The sequence below is a fragment of the Limimaricola pyoseonensis genome, from assembly GCF_900102015.1.
Lineage (GTDB): Bacteria > Pseudomonadota > Alphaproteobacteria > Rhodobacterales > Rhodobacteraceae > Limimaricola > Limimaricola pyoseonensis.
The window spans coordinates 545,104-561,284 of sequence record NZ_FNAT01000002.1 but is presented as its reverse complement, the minus strand read 5'-3'; the positions used below and the strand labels follow the sequence as shown (position 1 = coordinate 561,284).

Here is a 16,181-nt window from a genome sequence, read left to right as displayed (position 1 = left end):
GCGCGCGCGCTGGCGCGCGTGACGCTCAGGCGTCGAGCGCGCGGCAATCCTCGGCGAGCCAGCCGATCCGGATCTCCTGGCCCGGTTTCAGGCGCGGCTGGTCGGGGGCGTTGCGCGTCTTCATGATGAAGTCGTCGCGCCCGGCGACCTTGAGCCGCGTGCGGAAGGTGTCGCCCATGTAGATGAACTCCTGCACCACGGCGGGCAGCGTGTGCGCCTCGGGATGCAGGCGTTCGAGGTTGGATTCGACCCGCTCGGGGCGGATCGAGACGCGGGTGCGCTGGCCGACCTCCTGCACGTTGACCGGCAGGGCGTCGATCACCTCGCCGCCGTCGAGACGAACCAAGGCGAAGCCGCCCTCGATCTTCTCGACCACGCCCTCGAGCGTGTTGTTCTCGCCGATGAACTGGGCGACGAAGCTGTTCTGCGGCTTCTCGTAGAGCTCGTCGGGCGGCGCCAGCTGCTGGATCCGGCCGTCGTCGAACACCGCGACGCGGTCGGACATGGTCAGCGCCTCGGTCTGGTCGTGGGTCACGTAGACCACGGTGATGCCGAGACGGTGCGCCAGCTCGGTGATCTCGAACTGCAGGCTTTCGCGCAGCTGCTTGTCGAGCGCGCCGAGCGGCTCGTCCATCAGCACCAGCTCGGGCTCGAACACCAGCGCGCGGGCCAGAGCGATCCGCTGCTGCTGACCGCCCGAGAGCTGGGTCGGTCGGCGGTTCTTGAAGTCGCCCATCTGCACCATGTCGAGGGCGCGGGCGATCTTCTGCTCGCGCTCGGAGCGGCCCATCTTGCGCACCTCGAGCGGGAAGGCGAGATTCTCGCCCACCGTCATGTGCGGGAACAGCGCGTAGTTCTGGAACACCATGCCGATGCCGCGCTTGTGCGGCGGGATGTTGTTGATCGACTTGCCGTCGAGGCGGATCTCGCCATGGGTGGCGGTCTCGAAGCCCGCGAGCATCATCAGGCAGGTGGTCTTGCCCGATCCCGACGGTCCCAGCATGGTCAGGAACTCGCCCTTCGGCAGCGAGAGGTTCAGATCCTTCACGACGAGGTTCTCGCCGTCATAGCTTTTCTGGACGCGTTCGAATTCGACGAACGCGTCGGTACTCGAGCCCTGGGCCAAGCCTTGCTCCCCGTTGTTGTGCCGGCGGATTGTATTCCGCACTTGTCGAGCAAGACTAAAACAAGCGTCCCCCCGGTTTGCAACCGATTAGGAAAGCGGCGCGAATAACCTAAGGTCACTCGCGCTGCGGCGCGGCGCGATCGCCCTGCCCCGCTTGGATATCCGCAGGTGCTAGGCGGCACGCGGCCGCGGCCGGAACGGCGGTCTTGCGGCGCAACCCTGAGATGTATTTTTTCGAGGGACTGCCCGAAATGCGATTCCCGAGGTCGCTTTCATCCAATCTGAAGTCGGAAACGACCCGCGACAAGCCGGCAGGCACTGCGCGGCCCGAAACGGCCAAACCCCGCCGATGCGCAGGGGGCGCGGCGGGTCGGGACGATCATGTCGGGGATGGTGCCTTCCAGTCCCGGCGGCCTGCCCTTCGGCAGGTCCGCCTGATTGGTGCGGTCGAGAAGACTCGAACTTCCACGGGAGTTACCCCACAGCGACCTCAACGCTGCGCGTCTACCAATTCCGCCACGACCGCACGTGATCAGGTAGGCTGGGGGGCCTATAGACCGCCCGTTCGGGGGAGCGCAAGAGACAATTTCGGAGGACCCGGCGTCAACGTCGCAATCGCGCGTTTTGACTTTCGGCGCGGCGCGCGCCATGCCCGCCCGGAGGACAACGGCAGGGCAAGGGCGCGGCCATGGTGGACTGGATCGTGAGTGACGATCTCGTGGAATACGAGGCGGCGGTGGCCGCGATGGAGGCGCGCGCCCGCGCGATCGCGGCCGGCGAGGCCGAGGAGGCGATCTGGCTGCTCGAGCATCCGCCGCTCTACACCGCCGGCACCAGCGCCAAGGCCTCGGACCTCACCGACCCGGACCGCTTTCCGGTGTTCGAGACGCGGCGCGGCGGGCAGTACACCTATCACGGCCCCGGCCAGCGGGTGATCTACGTCATGCTCGATGTCGGCCGGCGCGGCCGCGACGTGCGCGCCTTCGTCAAGGCGCTGGAGGGCTGGGTGATCGCGACGCTGGCCGAGTTCAACGTCGCGGGCGAGCTGCGCGAGGGCCGGGTCGGGGTCTGGGTGCGCCGCCCCGAGCGGCCGCGCGGGCCCGCCGGCGCGGTGGCCGAGGACAAGATCGCCGCGCTCGGCATCCGGCTGCACCGCTGGGTGAGCTACCACGGCATCTCGATCAACGTGGAGCCGGAGCTGTCGCATTTCGACGGCATTGTGCCCTGCGGCATCGCCGAACACGGCGTGACCAGCCTCGTCGATCTCGGCCTGCCGGTGACGATGGCCGATCTCGACGCGGCGCTGGAGCGCAGCTTCGGCGCCTGCGTCGGCGGCGAATTGCGGCGCGCCACGTCACTGTGAGCCCCCGACCCCCTGCCCCGGTGCTACGGTTGGCCGGCCAGGGCGACGCGCGGATCGGATAACGGCGCGGTCGCCCCCGAAAAGAAGGGGGGACATCCATGAGCGTGACGCTGCACGGTCTCGCGACCGCACTGCCTGCGCATGAGCTGCCGCAGGACCTGGTCCGGCGCAATGCCGAGCGCATCCTCGGCCCCCGCTACCCGCAGTTCGAACGCCTCGCCGCGAGCTTCGCGCAGTCGGGCATCGCGCGGCGCTGGTCGGTCGCGCCGTTCGAGTGGTTCGACGAGCCGCATGGCTGGGCCGACCGCAACGCCGTCTATCTCGAGGGCGGCGAGAAGATGTTCCGCGACGCCGCCACCGGCGCGCTCGACCGCGCGGGCTGGCGCGCCGACGAGGTCGACACCATCGTCACCGTCTCCACCACCGGCATCGCCACGCCGAGCTTCGAGGCGCGCGCCGCGGCCGCGATGGGGTTTCGCGGCGACGTCACGCGGGTGCCGATCTTCGGGCTGGGCTGCGCCGGCGGCACCGCCGGGCTCGGCATCGCCGCCGATCTCGCCCGCGCCCGCCCCGGCAGCAAGGTGCTGCTGGTGGTGGTCGAGGCCTGCACGCCCTCCTTCCGCGCCGACCGGCTGCAGAAGGCCGACATCATCGCCACGGTGCTGTTCGGCGACGGCGCGGCGGCGGCCTGCCTGAGCTGCGACGCCGAGGGCGGCAGCGGGCCGGTGGCGATCGGGCCTGCGCATCAGCACATGTGGCCCGACACGCTGCGGATCATGGGCTGGGAGGTCGACGACGAGGGCCTGGGCGTTGTGTTCGACCGCGCCATCCCCGGCTTCGCCACCGAGCATTTCGCCGAGGCCGTCGACGGCGCGCTGGCGGCGGCCGGCCTCAGGCGCGCCGACATCGACCGCTTCGTCTGCCATCCGGGCGGCGCCAAGGTGGTGACGGCCATCGAATCGGCTCTGTCGCTTGCGGAGGGCACGCTCGACGCCGAGCGTGCCGTGCTGCGCGATTGCGGCAACATGAGCGCGCCGACCGCGCTCTTCGTGCTCGAGCGGGTGCTGGCCTCGGGCGCCACGGGGCGGATGCTGGCCTGCGCGCTGGGGCCGGGCTTCACCGCCGCCTTCGTCGTGCTGGACGTCGCGGCATGAGCGCGGGCGCGCTGCTCTTTCTCGGCTTTCTGGGGCTGCAGCGGCTGGCCGAGCTGGCGCTGGCGCGGCGCAACACCGCGCGGCTGATGGCGCGCGGCGCGGTCGAGCATGGCGCGGGGCACTACCCGCTGATCGTGGCGCTGCACGCCGGATGGCTCGCGGCGATGGCGGTGATGGGCCATGACGCGGCGCTGCATTTCGGCTGGCTCGGGCTCTTCGCGCTCCTGCAACTGCTGCGGGTCTGGATCCTCGCGAGCCTCGGGCCGCGCTGGACCACCCGGATCATCGTGATCGACGCGCCGCTGGTGGCGACGGGGCCGTTCCGCTGGCTGCGGCACCCGAACTACCTTCTGGTGGCGGTCGAGATCCCGGTCGCGCCGATGGTGCTCGGGCTGTGGGAGGTGGCGCTGGTCTTCGGGCTGCTGAACGCCGCGATGCTGGCGTGGCGCATCCGGGTCGAGGCGCGCGCGCTCGCCCCCTACCGCTCCGCGACGAGGGCCTGAAACCGGCCCGAGGCGGGGGCCACGGCCGGGCGCGGCGGGGGCGTGGCAAGGCGGTGACCCGAACCGCGTTTCACGGCCCGCCTGCGGCGTCCTGACCGTTGTGCTGCGCGCGATCCCTCTCTAGAAGGGCGGCAATTGCCTGCGCGAGTCCTCGTGCGGGCCCGACAGGCAACCAGAAACCGGGAGAGCCACATGGCAGACGCCGCCATTCACGGCCACGGGCATGACGACCAGAGGGGGTTCTTCACCCGCTGGTTCATGTCCACCAACCACAAGGACATCGGGATCCTCTACCTCTTCGTCGCGGGCTTCCTGGGCCTGTTGTCGGTGATCCTGACGATCCACATGCGCCTCGAGCTGATGCAGCCGGGCGTGCAGTTCATGTGCGCCGAGCACGTCTCGGGCAACGCGCTGGCCACGACGCTGAAGAGCTGGATCCCCAGCCCCGAGAGCGAGTGCACCCCGAACGGGCACATGTGGAACGTCGCGATCACCTATCACGGCGTGCTGATGATGTTCTTCGTCGTCATCCCCGCGCTGTTCGGCGGCTTCGGCAACTACTTCATGCCGCTGCAGATCGGCGCGCCGGACATGGCCTTCCCGCGTCTCAACAACCTGTCCTTCTGGATGTTCGTCGCCGGCGGCGCGCTCGGCGTGGCGTCGCTCTTCGCGCCCGGCGGCAACGGCCAGCACGGCTCGGGCGTGGGCTGGGTGCTCTACCCGCCGCTCTCGACCTCCGAGCCCGGCATGTCGATGGATCTCGCGATTTTCGCGGTGCACGTCTCGGGCGCCTCGTCGATCCTCGGCGCGATCAACATCATCACCACCTTCCTCAACATGCGCGCGCCCGGCATGACGCTGCACAAGGTGCCGCTCTTCGCCTGGTCGATCTTCGTCACCGCCTGGCTGATCCTGCTGGCCCTGCCGGTGCTGGCCGGCGCCATCACCATGCTGCTGACCGACCGCAACTTCGGCACCAGCTTCTTCCAGCCCGCGGGCGGCGGTGACCCGGTGCTCTACCAGCACATCCTGTGGTTCTTCGGCCACCCGGAAGTGTACATCATCATCATCCCCGCCTTCGGCATCATCAGCCACGTGATCGCGACCTTCTCCAAGAAGCCGATCTTCGGCTACCTGCCGATGGTCTACGCGATGGTGGCGATCGGCGTGCTCGGCTTCGTGGTCTGGGCGCACCACATGTACACCGTGGGCATGTCGCTGACGCAGCAGTCCTACTTCATGATGGCCACCATGGTCATCGCGGTGCCGACCGGCGTGAAGATCTTCTCGTGGATCGCGACGATGTGGGGCGGCTCGGTCGAGTTCAAGACGCCGATGCTCTGGGCCTTCGGCTTCCTGTTCCTGTTCACCGTGGGCGGCGTCACCGGCATCGTGCTGAGCCAGGCCGGCATCGACCGCGCCTATCACGACACCTACTACGTGGTGGCCCACTTCCACTACGTGATGTCGCTCGGTGCCGTGTTCGGCATCTTCGCGGGGATCTACTTCTACTTCCCCAAGATGTCGGGCAAGATGTTCCCCGAATGGGCCGGCAAGCTGCACTTCTGGACGATGTTCATCGGTGCGAACATCACCTTCTTCCCGCAGCACTTCCTGGGCCGCCAGGGCATGCCGCGCCGTTACATCGACTACCCGGAGGCCTTCGCCACCTGGAACATGGTCTCCTCGATCGGCGCCTTCATCGCCTTCGCGAGCTTCGTGTTCTTCATCGTGATGCTGTTCTACGTCCTGCTCGCCGGCAAGCGCGTCAACGTCGCGAACCCGTGGAACGAGTATGCCGACACGCTCGAATGGACCCTGCCCTCGCCGCCGCCGGAGCACACCTTCGAGACGCTCCCCAAGCAGAGCGACTGGGACCGCAGCCACGCCCACTGAGGCCGGCCCGCGACGCGACAGACAGGAAGGGCCCGGCCGCAACGCCGGGCCCTTCTTCATTTCCCCGCGAAGATCCCCCACATGCCCTATCAATGGACCCGGCGCCCGGCCGAGACCGGCCCGCTCGTGGCCGAGATCGACCTCTGGCCCTACCGCTCGCTGCCCAAGCGCGACTTCGTGCGCTTCATCGCCGCCACCGCCGCGCTGGTGACGCTGCCGCTTCTGGCGGTGCTCGGATCGCCCGTCCTGTGGGGGCTCCTGCCCTTCCTCGTGGCGGCCGTGGCGGCGATCTGGTGGGCCTTGATGCGCAGCTACCGCGACGGCAGCGTGCTGGAGCGGCTCGAGATCGGCCCGGGGCGGCTGCGGCTGGTGCGCCACAACCCCCGCGGCCCGGACCAGAGCTGGGAGGCCGATCCCTACTGGGTGCGGCTGACGCTGCACGAGACGGGCGGCCCGGTCCCGGCCTATCTGACGCTGCACGGCGCCGGCCGCGAGGTCGAGCTCGGCGCCTTCCTGAGCGAGGAGGAGCGGCGCGCGCTGGCCGCGGAGCTGCAGCCCCTGCTCGACCGGCTGCGCGCGGCCTGACACCGGCGGGAAGCCGCGACCGGACGCCGCGTCGCGACGTCGTCATGGAACCCGGGCCGATAAGCGGGCATTTTCATGACAACGGAGGATTCGATATGTCCAAGCGCAACGACCCGATCGAGACGATCCGCAAGCTGGCCGAGCGGGGCCGCTCGATCCTCGCCGGTCTCGCCGACGCGGTGCTGCCGCAGCCGCAGCCCGACTACCGGCCGATCCCGATCCCCGCCGACGACCGCCGACGCCGCTGAGGCCGGCCCCGTCGGAGCGTTCCCGGTACACAGTGTTCCATGACACGGCCCGCCACCCGGAAGAGGGGGCGGGCCGTTTCGGTCTCGTCCCCCGCGCCCGTCAGCGGGCGCCGGGGGGCACGGAAGGCGAGGCGGGCGGCGGCGCCCTCAGCCCTTCTTGTCGGGCAGGTCTTCGCGGCTGGTCTGCGCGAGATCCTCGAGCTGGCTCTCGCTCATCTCGTCATACATTTCCTTAGACGCGCCCTGCAGGTCGCCGACCTTGGCCTCGCCCCGCTTCGCCGCGAGCGCCGCCCCGGCCGCCTTCTGCTGCGCCTTGGATTGTGCCGGCATGCTCATCCTCCATCGTTGAGACGTGGAGAGAACCCTCGCATGCCGCATCGCGTTCCGGCCCGGGTCCGCGCTTGGCCCGGCCTCAGCCCAGCCGCTCGCGCACCATCGGCCCGATCCGGGCGAAATCCATCCGCCCCGCATAGCGCGCCTTCAGCGCCGCCATGACCTTGCCCATGTCGCGGATCGAGTCGGCGCCGGTCTCGGCGATCGCCTCGTCGACGGCGGCCTTAGTCTCGGCCTCGCTCAGCGGGCGAGGCAGGAACTCCTCGATCACCGCGATCTCGGCGCGCTCCTTCTCGGCCAGCTCGATCCGCCCGGCCTCGTCATAGGCCCGCGCGCTGTCCTGGCGCTGCTTGACCATCTTGGCGAGGATCGCGAGCACGACGTCATCGGGCACCAGCCCGTCCTCGCCTTCGCCCCGGGCGGCGATGTCGCGGTCCTTGATCGCGGCGTTGATGAGACGCAGCGTCGAGAGCCGCTCGGTCTCCTTGGCTTTCATCGCGCCCCTGAGGGCCGCGTTGATCTTGTCGCGCAGGGTCATCGGATCGGTTCCGGGTTGTTGCAGACACAAGCGCACAAACTACCGGTTCGGACCGGGGCTGACAACTCGGCCGGCGGGCGACGCTGCGTCTTGATTCTCGCCCGACTGACGCCTAGGAAGCGTCGAATTTCGGAACAGGAGTACGCCGCCATGCCGATGACCGATACCGGCAAGCCGACCGCCTGCCTCGCCCTGGCAGACGGCACCGTGTTCTACGGCGAAGGCTTCGGGGCACCGGGCCGCACCACCGCGGAGCTGTGCTTCAACACCGCCATGACCGGCTATCAGGAAATCATGACCGACCCCTCCTATGCGGGCCAGGTCGTGACCTTCACCTTCCCGCATGTCGGCAACACCGGCACCACCGAGGAGGACGAGGAGGCCGCCGATCCGGTCGCCGCCGCGATGATCGTGCGCTGGTCGCCGACCGAGCCGTCGAACTGGCGCGCCACCGACACGCTGTCGAACTGGCTCGCCCGGCGCGGCCGGATCGGCATGGGCGGCATCGACACCCGCCGCCTGACCCGGGCGATCCGCCAGCAGGGCGCGCCGCATGTCGCGATCGAGCACAACCCCGACGGCGAGTTCGACATTGAGGCGCTGGTGGCGCAGGCGCGCGCCTTCGAAGGCCTCGTCGGCCTCGACCTCGCCAAGGAGGTGAGCTGCGTCCAGTCCTACCGCTGGGACGAGATGCGCTGGGCCTGGCCGGACGGCTTCAAGAAGCTCGACAAGCCGCGCCACAAGGTCGTCGCCGTGGATTACGGCGCCAAGCGCAACATCCTGCGCAGCCTCGCCTCGGCCGGCTGCGAGGTGACGGTGCTGCCGGCGACCGCCACCACCGACGAGATCCTCGCGCTCGAGCCCGACGGGCTGTTCCTGTCGAACGGTCCGGGCGACCCGGCCGCGACCGGCGCCTATGCCGTGCCGGCGATCAAGGGCGTGCTCGACCGCTCGGACATCCCGGTCTTCGGGATCTGCCTCGGCCACCAGATGCTGGCCCGGGCGCTGGGCGCGCAGACCGTGAAGATGAACCACGGCCATCACGGCGCGAACCACCCGGTGAAGGACCGCGAGACCGGCAAGGTCGAGATCACCTCGATGAACCACGGCTTCACCGTCGACAGCCAGTCGCTGCCCAAGAACGTGGTCGAGACCCATGTTTCGCTGTTCGACGGCTCGAACTGCGGCATCCGCATGACCGACCGCCCGGTCTTCTCGGTGCAGTACCACCCCGAAGCCAGCCCCGGCCCGCAGGACAGCTACTACCTGTTCGAGCGCTTCGCCGAGGCGATGGCGCAGCGCAAATCGGCCTCCGCCGAGGCTTAACCGCGCGTTAACCGAACGCCTCGCAGCATGGCGGCGACCCCCGGGAGGGCGAGCCCCATGCGCGCAGGCAACCGATCAGAATCGTCCGGCCGGCCCGACCCGCTGGTCTGCCCGCTGACCTGCCCACCCGATCCGCGGCTGGTGCGGCGCCTGGGCGCGCGCGCCTGCCTCGCGGCGGGCCTGCTGCCATGGCGCCGCGCCGGCGGCACCACCGTGATCCTGTGCGCCGGCCCGCCGGATGCGGCGGCACGGGCGCTGGTGGCGCCGCTGCGGCCCTGCCACTGGGCGCCATGCGATGCCGCGACGATCGAGACCGCCCTGCGCCCCTATCTCGACCCGGCCCGCATCCTGCGCGCCGAGACCCGCACCGCCTGGGGGCATAGCGCCCGGGCGTTGGACCCGCGGCTCGCCCGCGGCGTCGCGGCGGCGCTCGCCTTGGTCGGCACGCTCACGGTCATCCTCGCGCCCGGCCCGGCGCTGACGCTGCTGGCCGCGCTCTGCGCGCTGTGCCTGCTCATGAATGCCGGCCTCAAGGCCGCGGCCGCGCTCGCCACCCTGCGCGGCGGCCCGGCCCGGACCGAGCTGCCGGCGGTGCCGCCCGAGCAGCTGCCGCTGGTCACGCTGCTGGTGCCGCTGCACCGCGAGGAGCGGGTGGCCGAACGCCTTCTGGTCCGGCTCGGCCGGCTCGACTACCCGCGCGACCGGCTGGAGCTGCGGCTTGCCGTCGAGGCCCGCGACACGACCACGCTCGAGGCGCTCGCGCAGATCGCGCTGCCGCACTGGGCGCGGGTCGTGGAGGTGCCCGAAGGCCGGATCCGCACCAAGCCGCGCGCGCTGAACTTCGCGCTCGAAGGGGCGCGCGGCACCATCGTCGCCGTCTACGACGCCGAGGATGCGCCGGCACCCGACCAGCTGCTGCGCGTCGCGGCGCGCTTTGCCCATGCGGATCCGCGGCTGGCCTGCCTGCAAGGCGTGCTCGACTTCTACAACCCGCGCAGCAACTGGATCGCGCGCTGCTTCACGCTGGAATACGCGATGTGGTTCCGGGTGATGCTGCCGGGCCTGCAGCGTCTGGGGCTGGTGCTGCCGCTGGGCGGCACCACCCTGTTCCTGCGCCGCCACGTGATCGAGGAGGTCGGCGGCTGGGACGCGCACAACGTCACCGAGGATGCCGATCTCGGCATCAGGCTGGCACGCCGCGGCTACCGGACCGAGGTGATCGACACCGTCACCCGCGAAGAGGCCAATGCCCGGCTCTGGCCCTGGGTGCGGCAGCGTTCGCGCTGGCTCAAGGGCTACGCGATGTGCTGGGGCGTGGCGATGCGCGACCCCGGGCGGCTGTGGCGCGAGCTGGGCGCGAAACGCTGCCTCGGGCTGCAGCTGCTGTTTCTGGGCACGCTCGCTCAGTTCGCTCTGGCGCCGATGCTGTGGTCCTTCTGGCTTCTGACCTTCGGCCTGCCGCACCCCGCCGCGCCCTGGCTGCCGCCCGGCACGGGGCTGGCCCTCGTCGGGCTGTTCCTCGGGGCCGAGATGGTGACGCTGGCGGTCGCGGCGCTCGGGGCCGCGCGGGCGGGCCGGCCGAAGCTCGCGCTCTGGGCGTTGGCGCTGCAGGTCTACTTTCCGCTGGCCACGCTGGCCTTCTGGCGCGCGATGTTCGAGCTGCTGCTGCGCCCCTTCCACTGGGACAAGACCAGGCACGGCGTCTTCGGGCCGGAGCGGCCCGACCGGGTCACTCCGCCGCCTCGACCTTCGCCGCATCGAGCTTCAGCCGGGTGACGAAGGCGCGCGAGATGTGGTCGCGCACCGCCCGGTCGGCGGCGTCGCCGTCGCCCGCCTCGATCGCCTCGACGATCGCCCGGTGCTCGTCCAGTGCGCCGCGCCCGCGCCCTTCGGCCGCGAGCGAGGTCGAGGCCAGGAGCGCCATGGAGCGGTGCACGAGGTCGAGCTGCCGCACCAGGAAGCGGTTGTGGCTGGCGAGATGGATCTGCTTGTGGAAGCGCCGGTTGGCACGGCTGAGCGCCTGCGGGTCGTTCACCAGCGCCTGGTCGGCCTCGAGCATGTCGCGCAGCACGCGGACCTCCTCGGGCGCGGCATGGCGCGCCGCGAGGCGCGCCGCCAGCCCCTCGAGCTCGCCGCGCACCACGTAGAGCTCGGCCAGCTGCGTGTGGTCGAGCGAGGCGACGATCAGCGAACGGCCGTCGCGGCTCAGCATGCCCTGCGTCTCGAGGCGCTGCAGCGCCTCGCGCACGGGCGTGCGCGACACGCCGAAGCGGTCGGCCAGCTCGCTTTCGACCAGCCGGTCGCCGGGGCGGTAGATGCCGCCGTCGATCGAGTCGAGGATCAGCCCGTAGGCATCCTTCTGCGAGGGTCTGGTGTCCTGCATCCGCGGGCTTTCCTTGGGGTCTTGCGACGATACCCCCATGGGCGCGGGACGATCAAGCCGAACCGCCCGCCGCCGCTGGACCCCGACCGCGCCCGCGCCTAGGGTCGCGCCATGACCAGCCTCCCCTTCCCGACCGACTTTTCGCATGTGCGTGCCTGGGTCTTCGACCTCGACAACACGCTCTACCCGCCCCGGATGCGGCTCTTCGACCAGATCGAGGTCAGGATGCGGGCCTGGATGCGGCGCGAGCTGTCGATCGACGACGCCGAGGCCGACCGGCTGCGCGCCGACTACTGGACGCGCTACGGCACCACGCTGGCCGGGCTGATGGCCGAACACGGTCTGCCCGCCGACGACTTTTTGCGCGACGTGCACGAGATCGACTTCGGCGCGCTTGAGGCCGACCCGGCGCTGGCCGCCGCCATCGCCGCCCTGCCCGGCCGCCGCATCGTCTACACCAATGGCACGAGACCTTACGCGCTGCAGGTGCTGAAGGCGCGCGGGCTCACGGGCGTGTTCGACGCGGTCTACGGCGTCGAGCATGCCGGCCTCGTGCCGAAGCCCGAGCGCGCCGCCTTCGAGGCGGTCTTCGCGCTCGACGATCTCGCCCCCGACCAAGGCGCGATGTTCGAGGACGACCCGCGCAACCTCGCCGTGCCGCACGCGATGGGGATGCGCACCGTTCTCGTCGGGCCGCCCGAGGCGACGCGGGCCGATCACATCCACCACCACACCGACGACCTCGCGGGCTTTCTGTCGCAGCTGGTCTGAGCTTTCCCTGCGCCCCGTCCCGGCCTATCTCAACGCCATGACCCAGCATGTCGACATCCTGATCTCCGGCGGCGGCGTCGCCGGTCTCGCGGCCACGGCGGCCTTCGGCGCGGCCGGCTTCTCGGTGCTTTGCGTCGATCCGGCCCCGCCGGTGCAGGAGGCGGCCGACGAGGGCGCCGATCTGCGCTCCACCGCCTTCCTGCAGCCCGCCCGCGAACTGCTCGAGCAGGCCGGCATCTGGGACCGGCTCGACCCGCACGCCATGCCACTGCAGGTCATGCGCATCGTCGAGGCCGGGCCGCGCGGGCCGGTCACGCGCGACTTCGACGCCGCCGATCTCGGCCCCCTGCCCTTCGGCTGGAACGTCCCGAACTGGCTTCTGCGCCGCGAGATGGCGGCACGGATCGAAGAGATGGACAATGCCGCGTTCCGCGCCGGCACCGGCTTCGCCGGTCAGACGCCGCGCGACGACCGGGTGATGGTGCGGCTGAGCGACGGCGCCTGCGTCGCGGCCAAGCTGCTGGTGGCCGCCGACGGGCGCGATTCGCCGGTGCGCGCGGCCTGCTCCATCCCGGCGACGACGCGGCGCTACGGCCAGAAGGCGCTGGCCTTTGCCGTCACGCACGAGGTGCCGCACGACAACATCTCGACCGAGATCCACCGCTCCGGCGGGCCGTTCACGCTAGTGCCGCTGCCCGACCACGAGGGACGCCCCTCTTCCGCCGTGATCTGGATGGAGCCGGGGCGCGAGGCCGAGCGTCTGGCCGCGCTGCCCGCGAGCGATTTCGAGATCGAGGCCACGGCGCGCTCCGAGCGGGTGCTGGGGCGGCTCAAGCTGGTAACCGGGCGGCAGCTCTGGCCGATCGTCACCCGCACGGCGCGGCGGCTGACGGCGCAGCGCGTGGCGCTGGTGGCCGAGGCCGCGCATGTCATGCCGCCGATCGGCGCGCAGGGTCTGAACACCTCGCTGGCCGACGTGGCGGCGCTGCTCGAGCTTGCGCGCGAAAAGCCCGAGGAGCTGGGCAAGCCCGCAATGCTCGACGCCTATGCCAAGGCGCGCGAGGGCGACATCCGGCTGCGCAGCCTCGGCATCGACGCGCTGAACCGGGTGGCGATGGCGGGCGGGCCGGTGGCGCAGGCGCTGCGCGGCGCGGGGCTCGGCGTGATGCACGATGTCGGGCCGATCCGGCGCGGCGTGATGCGGCTCGGCCTCGGGATGGGGCGCTAGATCGGGCCGGGCAGCCGTTCCTCGGACAGAAGCACGTTGGCCTCGACCGGGCCGATCCCCGGCAGCGTCATGATCCGCCGCCTGAGCACCCGCTCGAAATCGGCGAGGTCGCGGGCGACGACCCGCAGCCGGTAGTCGTAGAGCCCGAGCACATGCTCGACGGTCTGCACCTCGCGGATCGCGCTCACCGCGCGCTCGAAATCCTCGAGATTGGCGCGGCCCGTCCGCGCCAGCTTCACGCCGAGGAACACGGTGACGCCGAAGCCCAGCGCGGCCGCGTCGAGATCGAGCCGCCGCCCCTTCAGCGCGCCGATCTCGCGCAGCCGCCGGATGCGGCGCCAGGCGGCGGGCTGCGACAGGCCCAGCTCGCGGCCGATCTCCGAGGCCGGGCGCGCCGCGTCCTCCTGCAAAAGCCGCAGCAGCCGGCGGTCGGTGTCGTCGAGCGCGCTCACAGCGGCAGCGCCTCGTCGAACTTCACCACGCTCACCGTCATCAGGCTCTCGATGTCGGCGATATGCGGCAGAGCGAGGATCTTCTCGCGGTAGAGCGCGCGGTAATGCTCGAGGTCGCGCGCGACGAGCTGCAGCCGCACGTCGACCACGCCGAGAAAGGTCTGGATCTCGATCACCTCGGGCACCTGCCGGGCCTCGGCGAGAAATTCGTCGAAGGCGCGCGGCTGGGTCTTGTCGAGCGTCACCCGCAGGCTGACCGCGACCGAGAAGCCGAGCGCCTTCCAGTCGATGACCGCGCGTTGGCCGCGGATGATCCCGGCATCCTGCAGCCGGGCGATGCGCCGCGCGCAGCGCATCGCGGTCAGGCCGGCACGCTCGGCCAGCTCGGCGGTGGTGAGGTCCGGCGTCTCCTGCAGGAGGCGCAGGAGGCGGCGGTCGGTGTCGTCCTGCATGAAAATCACGTTATTGATGCCCGAGACGAATGACCAGTGCGCAGATGGCGCGAAATTCATGCGATGCCCTCCTCGCCTCTTGCGCCCCGCACGGTCAGAGTGCGGCGCAGGACATATCCCCGAGGGACCAAGGAAGGACCAACCGATGCGCGTGTATTACGACCGCGACTGCGACGTGAACCTGATCAAGGACAAGAAGGTCGCCATTCTCGGCTATGGCAGCCAGGGCCACGCCCACGCGCTGAACCTGCGCGACTCGGGCGCCAAGAACCTCGTCGTGGCGCTGCGCGAAGGTTCGCCCTCGCGCGCCAAGGCCGAAGGCGAAGGCCTGCAGGTGATGGGCATCGAGGAAGCCGCCGCCTGGTGCGACCTGATCATGTTCACCATGCCCGACGAGCTGCAGGCCGAGACCTACAAGAAGCACGTGCACGACCACCTGAAGGAAGGGTCCGCCATCGCCTTCGCGCACGGCCTGAACGTGCATTTCGGCCTGATCGAGCCCAAGCCCGGCGTCGACGTCATCATGATGGCGCCGAAGGGCCCGGGCCACACCGTGCGCGGCGAGTACCAGAAGGGCGGCGGCGTGCCCTGCCTCGTGGCGGTGCACAACGACGCCTCGGGCAAGGCGATGGAGATCGGCCTGTCCTACTGCTCGGCCATCGGCGGCGGCCGCTCGGGCATCATCGAGACCAACTTCCGCCAGGAATGCGAGACCGACCTGTTCGGCGAGCAGGCCGTGCTCTGCGGCGGCCTGGTCGAGCTGATCCGCATGGGCTTCGAGACGCTGGTCGAGGCCGGCTACGAGCCCGAGATGGCCTATTTCGAGTGCCTGCACGAGGTGAAGCTGATCGTCGACCTGATCTACGAGGGCGGCATCGCCAACATGAACTACTCGATCTCGAACACCGCCGAGTACGGCGAGTACGTGTCGGGCCCGCGCGTCCTGCCCTATGACGAGACCAAGGCGCGGATGAAGGCGGTGCTGACCGATATCCAGAACGGCAAGTTCGTGCGCGACTTCATGCAGGAGAACGCCGTCGGCCAGCCCTTCTTCAAGGCGACCCGCCGCCTGAACGACGAGCACCAGATCGAGCAGGTCGGCGAGAAGCTGCGCGCGATGATGCCCTGGATCTCCAAGGGCAAGATGGTCGACAAGTCGCGCAACTGATCGCGCGGCAGCAGATTTCGAAGGGGGGCGCCGCGAGGCGCCCCCCTTTTCCGTTCGGGCCGGTCGTCGGGTGTCGAACGCCAGCGGACGGGCGGACAGGGCCGGTCCGCTTGTGGCGGACCGGCCCTGCCTGCGCGAATGCGCTGTCGTCCGGTTAGCGGTTGATGTTGCGGAACTGGTGTGTCGCGACGATCTGCCCGTCCACCTTCAGCACCGCCATCACGTCGCCACGCACCGGGCGGCGGGTGTCGATGCGGACATCGCTGTTCGCCCCGGCATGAACGCGCTCCGTGCCGATCAGGTCGCCCAGGCGGCCGGCATGGAAGGTGTAGAGTTCGACGACGCCGTCGCCGCCCGAACGCACCGTGCCGACATCGACGATCTTGGTGTTGTCCTGGATACGGCTCAGCGAGGTGAAGGCATTGTCTTCCGGAATCATCGCCGGCGCTCCGGTGGCAACCAGGCTTGCTGCGGCGAAAGCGAGAAACAGTGTGCGCATGATGTGTCCCTTTCCTGTGTTACGGGGTCGAGCCCGTCGGGTTCACGTGACCACATGCTGCGCCCCGACCCGTCACGGGGGAACGGCCGTAACATCACAAGCCCGGTGACGAGAGTTGAACGGTTTCGCCTCTTGAAAAGCGAGTTCTGCGCACCC

Annotated in this window: 18 protein-coding genes and 1 tRNA gene; 11 read left to right on the top strand and 8 right to left on the bottom strand. The window is 70.2% G+C overall.

Annotated features, from left to right (window positions below):
• Positions 1-25: 25 nt before the first annotated feature.
• Both BLT43_RS06540 and BLT43_RS06535 read right to left on the bottom strand, forming a co-directional pair.
• On the bottom strand, positions 26-1,126 hold the full coding sequence (locus BLT43_RS06540) for an ABC transporter ATP-binding protein (protein WP_090111159.1): 1,101 nt from the start codon (positions 1,124-1,126) through the stop codon (positions 26-28).
• A 439-nt stretch (positions 1,127-1,565) separates the two neighbouring features.
• A tRNA-Leu gene (locus BLT43_RS06535) sits at positions 1,566-1,652 on the bottom strand.
• A 162-nt stretch (positions 1,653-1,814) separates the two neighbouring features.
• Between BLT43_RS06535 and lipB the strand changes: the two genes are divergently transcribed.
• The 6 genes from lipB (at position 1,815) to BLT43_RS19105 (ending at position 6,875) form a co-directional block, all read left to right on the top strand.
• Positions 1,815-2,489: a lipoyl(octanoyl) transferase LipB gene (gene lipB / locus BLT43_RS06530; RefSeq protein WP_090111157.1), complete on the top strand. Its 675-nt coding sequence runs from the start codon at positions 1,815-1,817 to the stop codon at positions 2,487-2,489.
• Between the two features lie 98 nt (positions 2,490-2,587).
• Complete coding sequence (locus BLT43_RS06525; RefSeq protein WP_090111155.1) at positions 2,588-3,643, top strand: type III polyketide synthase; 1,056 nt, start codon at positions 2,588-2,590, stop codon at positions 3,641-3,643.
• Positions 3,640-4,146: an isoprenylcysteine carboxyl methyltransferase family protein gene (locus tag BLT43_RS06520; RefSeq protein ID WP_090111153.1), complete on the top strand. Its 507-nt coding sequence runs from the start codon at positions 3,640-3,642 to the stop codon at positions 4,144-4,146. Before BLT43_RS06525 ends, BLT43_RS06520 begins: the two co-directional genes overlap by 4 nt.
• A 192-nt stretch (positions 4,147-4,338) precedes the next feature.
• Positions 4,339-6,042, top strand: a complete 1,704-nt coding sequence (ctaD, locus tag BLT43_RS06515; RefSeq protein WP_090111151.1) for a cytochrome c oxidase subunit I — start codon at positions 4,339-4,341, stop codon at positions 6,040-6,042.
• A gap of 81 nt (positions 6,043-6,123) precedes the next feature.
• On the top strand, positions 6,124-6,627 hold the full coding sequence (locus tag BLT43_RS06510) for a DUF2244 domain-containing protein (RefSeq protein WP_090111149.1): 504 nt from the start codon (positions 6,124-6,126) through the stop codon (positions 6,625-6,627).
• A gap of 95 nt (positions 6,628-6,722) precedes the next feature.
• Positions 6,723-6,875 (top strand): hypothetical protein, encoded by a 153-nt coding sequence (locus tag BLT43_RS19105; protein ID WP_165612555.1) that lies wholly within the window; start codon positions 6,723-6,725, stop codon positions 6,873-6,875.
• A gap of 147 nt (positions 6,876-7,022) precedes the next feature.
• Here the strand turns inward: BLT43_RS19105 and BLT43_RS06505 are convergent, their stop codons facing one another.
• A complete protein-coding gene (locus tag BLT43_RS06505; protein ID WP_090111532.1) occupies positions 7,023-7,205 on the bottom strand; it encodes a DUF3008 family protein in 183 nt (60 codons plus the stop codon).
• Positions 7,206-7,287: 82 nt separating this feature from the next.
• Positions 7,288-7,746, bottom strand: a complete 459-nt coding sequence (locus tag BLT43_RS06500) for a GatB/YqeY domain-containing protein (RefSeq protein WP_090111148.1) — start codon at positions 7,744-7,746, stop codon at positions 7,288-7,290.
• A 150-nt stretch (positions 7,747-7,896) separates the two neighbouring features.
• Here BLT43_RS06500 and carA point away from each other — a divergent pair, with 150 nt between their 5' ends.
• Both carA and BLT43_RS06490 read left to right on the top strand, forming a co-directional pair.
• Positions 7,897-9,072: a glutamine-hydrolyzing carbamoyl-phosphate synthase small subunit gene (carA, locus tag BLT43_RS06495; protein WP_165612554.1), complete on the top strand. Its 1,176-nt coding sequence runs from the start codon at positions 7,897-7,899 to the stop codon at positions 9,070-9,072.
• A 57-nt stretch (positions 9,073-9,129) separates the two neighbouring features.
• Entirely contained in the window at positions 9,130-10,848 is a 1,719-nt protein-coding gene (locus tag BLT43_RS06490; protein WP_090111146.1) for a glycosyltransferase family 2 protein, read from the top strand.
• On the opposite strand, the gene BLT43_RS06485 is transcribed toward BLT43_RS06490, so the two are convergent.
• On the bottom strand, positions 10,802-11,455 hold the full coding sequence (locus BLT43_RS06485; RefSeq protein WP_090111144.1) for a GntR family transcriptional regulator: 654 nt from the start codon (positions 11,453-11,455) through the stop codon (positions 10,802-10,804). The genes BLT43_RS06490 and BLT43_RS06485 overlap by 47 nt on opposite strands.
• Positions 11,456-11,566: 111 nt before the next feature.
• Between BLT43_RS06485 and BLT43_RS06480 the strand changes: the two genes are divergently transcribed.
• Entirely contained in the window at positions 11,567-12,226 is a 660-nt protein-coding gene (locus BLT43_RS06480; RefSeq protein WP_090111143.1) for a pyrimidine 5'-nucleotidase, read from the top strand.
• Positions 12,227-12,263: 37 nt separating this feature from the next.
• Complete coding sequence (locus BLT43_RS06475; protein ID WP_090111141.1) at positions 12,264-13,454, top strand: FAD-dependent monooxygenase; 1,191 nt, start codon at positions 12,264-12,266, stop codon at positions 13,452-13,454.
• Here BLT43_RS06475 and BLT43_RS06470 read toward each other — a convergent pair.
• A complete protein-coding gene (locus tag BLT43_RS06470) occupies positions 13,451-13,906 on the bottom strand; it encodes an Lrp/AsnC family transcriptional regulator (protein WP_090111139.1) in 456 nt (151 codons plus the stop codon). The two genes, BLT43_RS06475 and BLT43_RS06470, sit on opposite strands and share 4 nt — an antisense overlap.
• Positions 13,903-14,358 carry an Lrp/AsnC family transcriptional regulator gene (locus BLT43_RS06465; RefSeq protein ID WP_090111528.1) on the bottom strand — a complete coding sequence of 152 codons (456 nt, stop codon included), beginning with the start codon at positions 14,356-14,358 and terminating at the stop codon, positions 13,903-13,905. Before BLT43_RS06465 ends, BLT43_RS06470 begins: the two co-directional genes overlap by 4 nt.
• A gap of 145 nt (positions 14,359-14,503) precedes the next feature.
• Between BLT43_RS06465 and ilvC the strand changes: the two genes are divergently transcribed.
• A complete protein-coding gene (gene ilvC / locus BLT43_RS06460) occupies positions 14,504-15,526 on the top strand; it encodes a ketol-acid reductoisomerase (RefSeq protein ID WP_090111137.1) in 1,023 nt (340 codons plus the stop codon).
• A gap of 154 nt (positions 15,527-15,680) precedes the next feature.
• Here ilvC and BLT43_RS06455 read toward each other — a convergent pair whose 3' ends face one another.
• A complete protein-coding gene (locus BLT43_RS06455; protein WP_131802627.1) occupies positions 15,681-16,025 on the bottom strand; it encodes a hypothetical protein in 345 nt (114 codons plus the stop codon).
• Positions 16,026-16,181: the final 156 nt, after the last annotated feature.

Coding starts and splice junctions, on each gene's coding strand:
- lipB (WP_090111157.1), top strand. CDS start 1,815: ATGGTGGACTGGATCGTGAGTGACGATCTCGTGGAATACGAGGCGGCG.
- BLT43_RS06525 (WP_090111155.1), top strand. CDS start 2,588: ATGAGCGTGACGCTGCACGGTCTCGCGACCGCACTGCCTGCGCATGAG.
- BLT43_RS06520 (WP_090111153.1), top strand. CDS start 3,640: ATGAGCGCGGGCGCGCTGCTCTTTCTCGGCTTTCTGGGGCTGCAGCGG.
- ctaD (WP_090111151.1), top strand. CDS start 4,339: ATGGCAGACGCCGCCATTCACGGCCACGGGCATGACGACCAGAGGGGG.
- BLT43_RS06510 (WP_090111149.1), top strand. CDS start 6,124: ATGCCCTATCAATGGACCCGGCGCCCGGCCGAGACCGGCCCGCTCGTG.
- BLT43_RS19105 (WP_165612555.1), top strand. CDS start 6,723: ATGTCCAAGCGCAACGACCCGATCGAGACGATCCGCAAGCTGGCCGAG.
- BLT43_RS06505 (WP_090111532.1), bottom strand. CDS start 7,205: ATGCCGGCACAATCCAAGGCGCAGCAGAAGGCGGCCGGGGCGGCGCTC.
- BLT43_RS06500 (WP_090111148.1), bottom strand. CDS start 7,746: ATGACCCTGCGCGACAAGATCAACGCGGCCCTCAGGGGCGCGATGAAA.
- carA (WP_165612554.1), top strand. CDS start 7,897: ATGCCGATGACCGATACCGGCAAGCCGACCGCCTGCCTCGCCCTGGCA.
- BLT43_RS06490 (WP_090111146.1), top strand. CDS start 9,130: ATGCGCGCAGGCAACCGATCAGAATCGTCCGGCCGGCCCGACCCGCTG.
- BLT43_RS06485 (WP_090111144.1), bottom strand. CDS start 11,455: ATGCAGGACACCAGACCCTCGCAGAAGGATGCCTACGGGCTGATCCTC.
- BLT43_RS06480 (WP_090111143.1), top strand. CDS start 11,567: ATGACCAGCCTCCCCTTCCCGACCGACTTTTCGCATGTGCGTGCCTGG.
- BLT43_RS06475 (WP_090111141.1), top strand. CDS start 12,264: ATGACCCAGCATGTCGACATCCTGATCTCCGGCGGCGGCGTCGCCGGT.
- BLT43_RS06465 (WP_090111528.1), bottom strand. CDS start 14,358: ATGCAGGACGACACCGACCGCCGCCTCCTGCGCCTCCTGCAGGAGACG.
- ilvC (WP_090111137.1), top strand. CDS start 14,504: ATGCGCGTGTATTACGACCGCGACTGCGACGTGAACCTGATCAAGGAC.
- BLT43_RS06455 (WP_131802627.1), bottom strand. CDS start 16,025: ATGCGCACACTGTTTCTCGCTTTCGCCGCAGCAAGCCTGGTTGCCACC.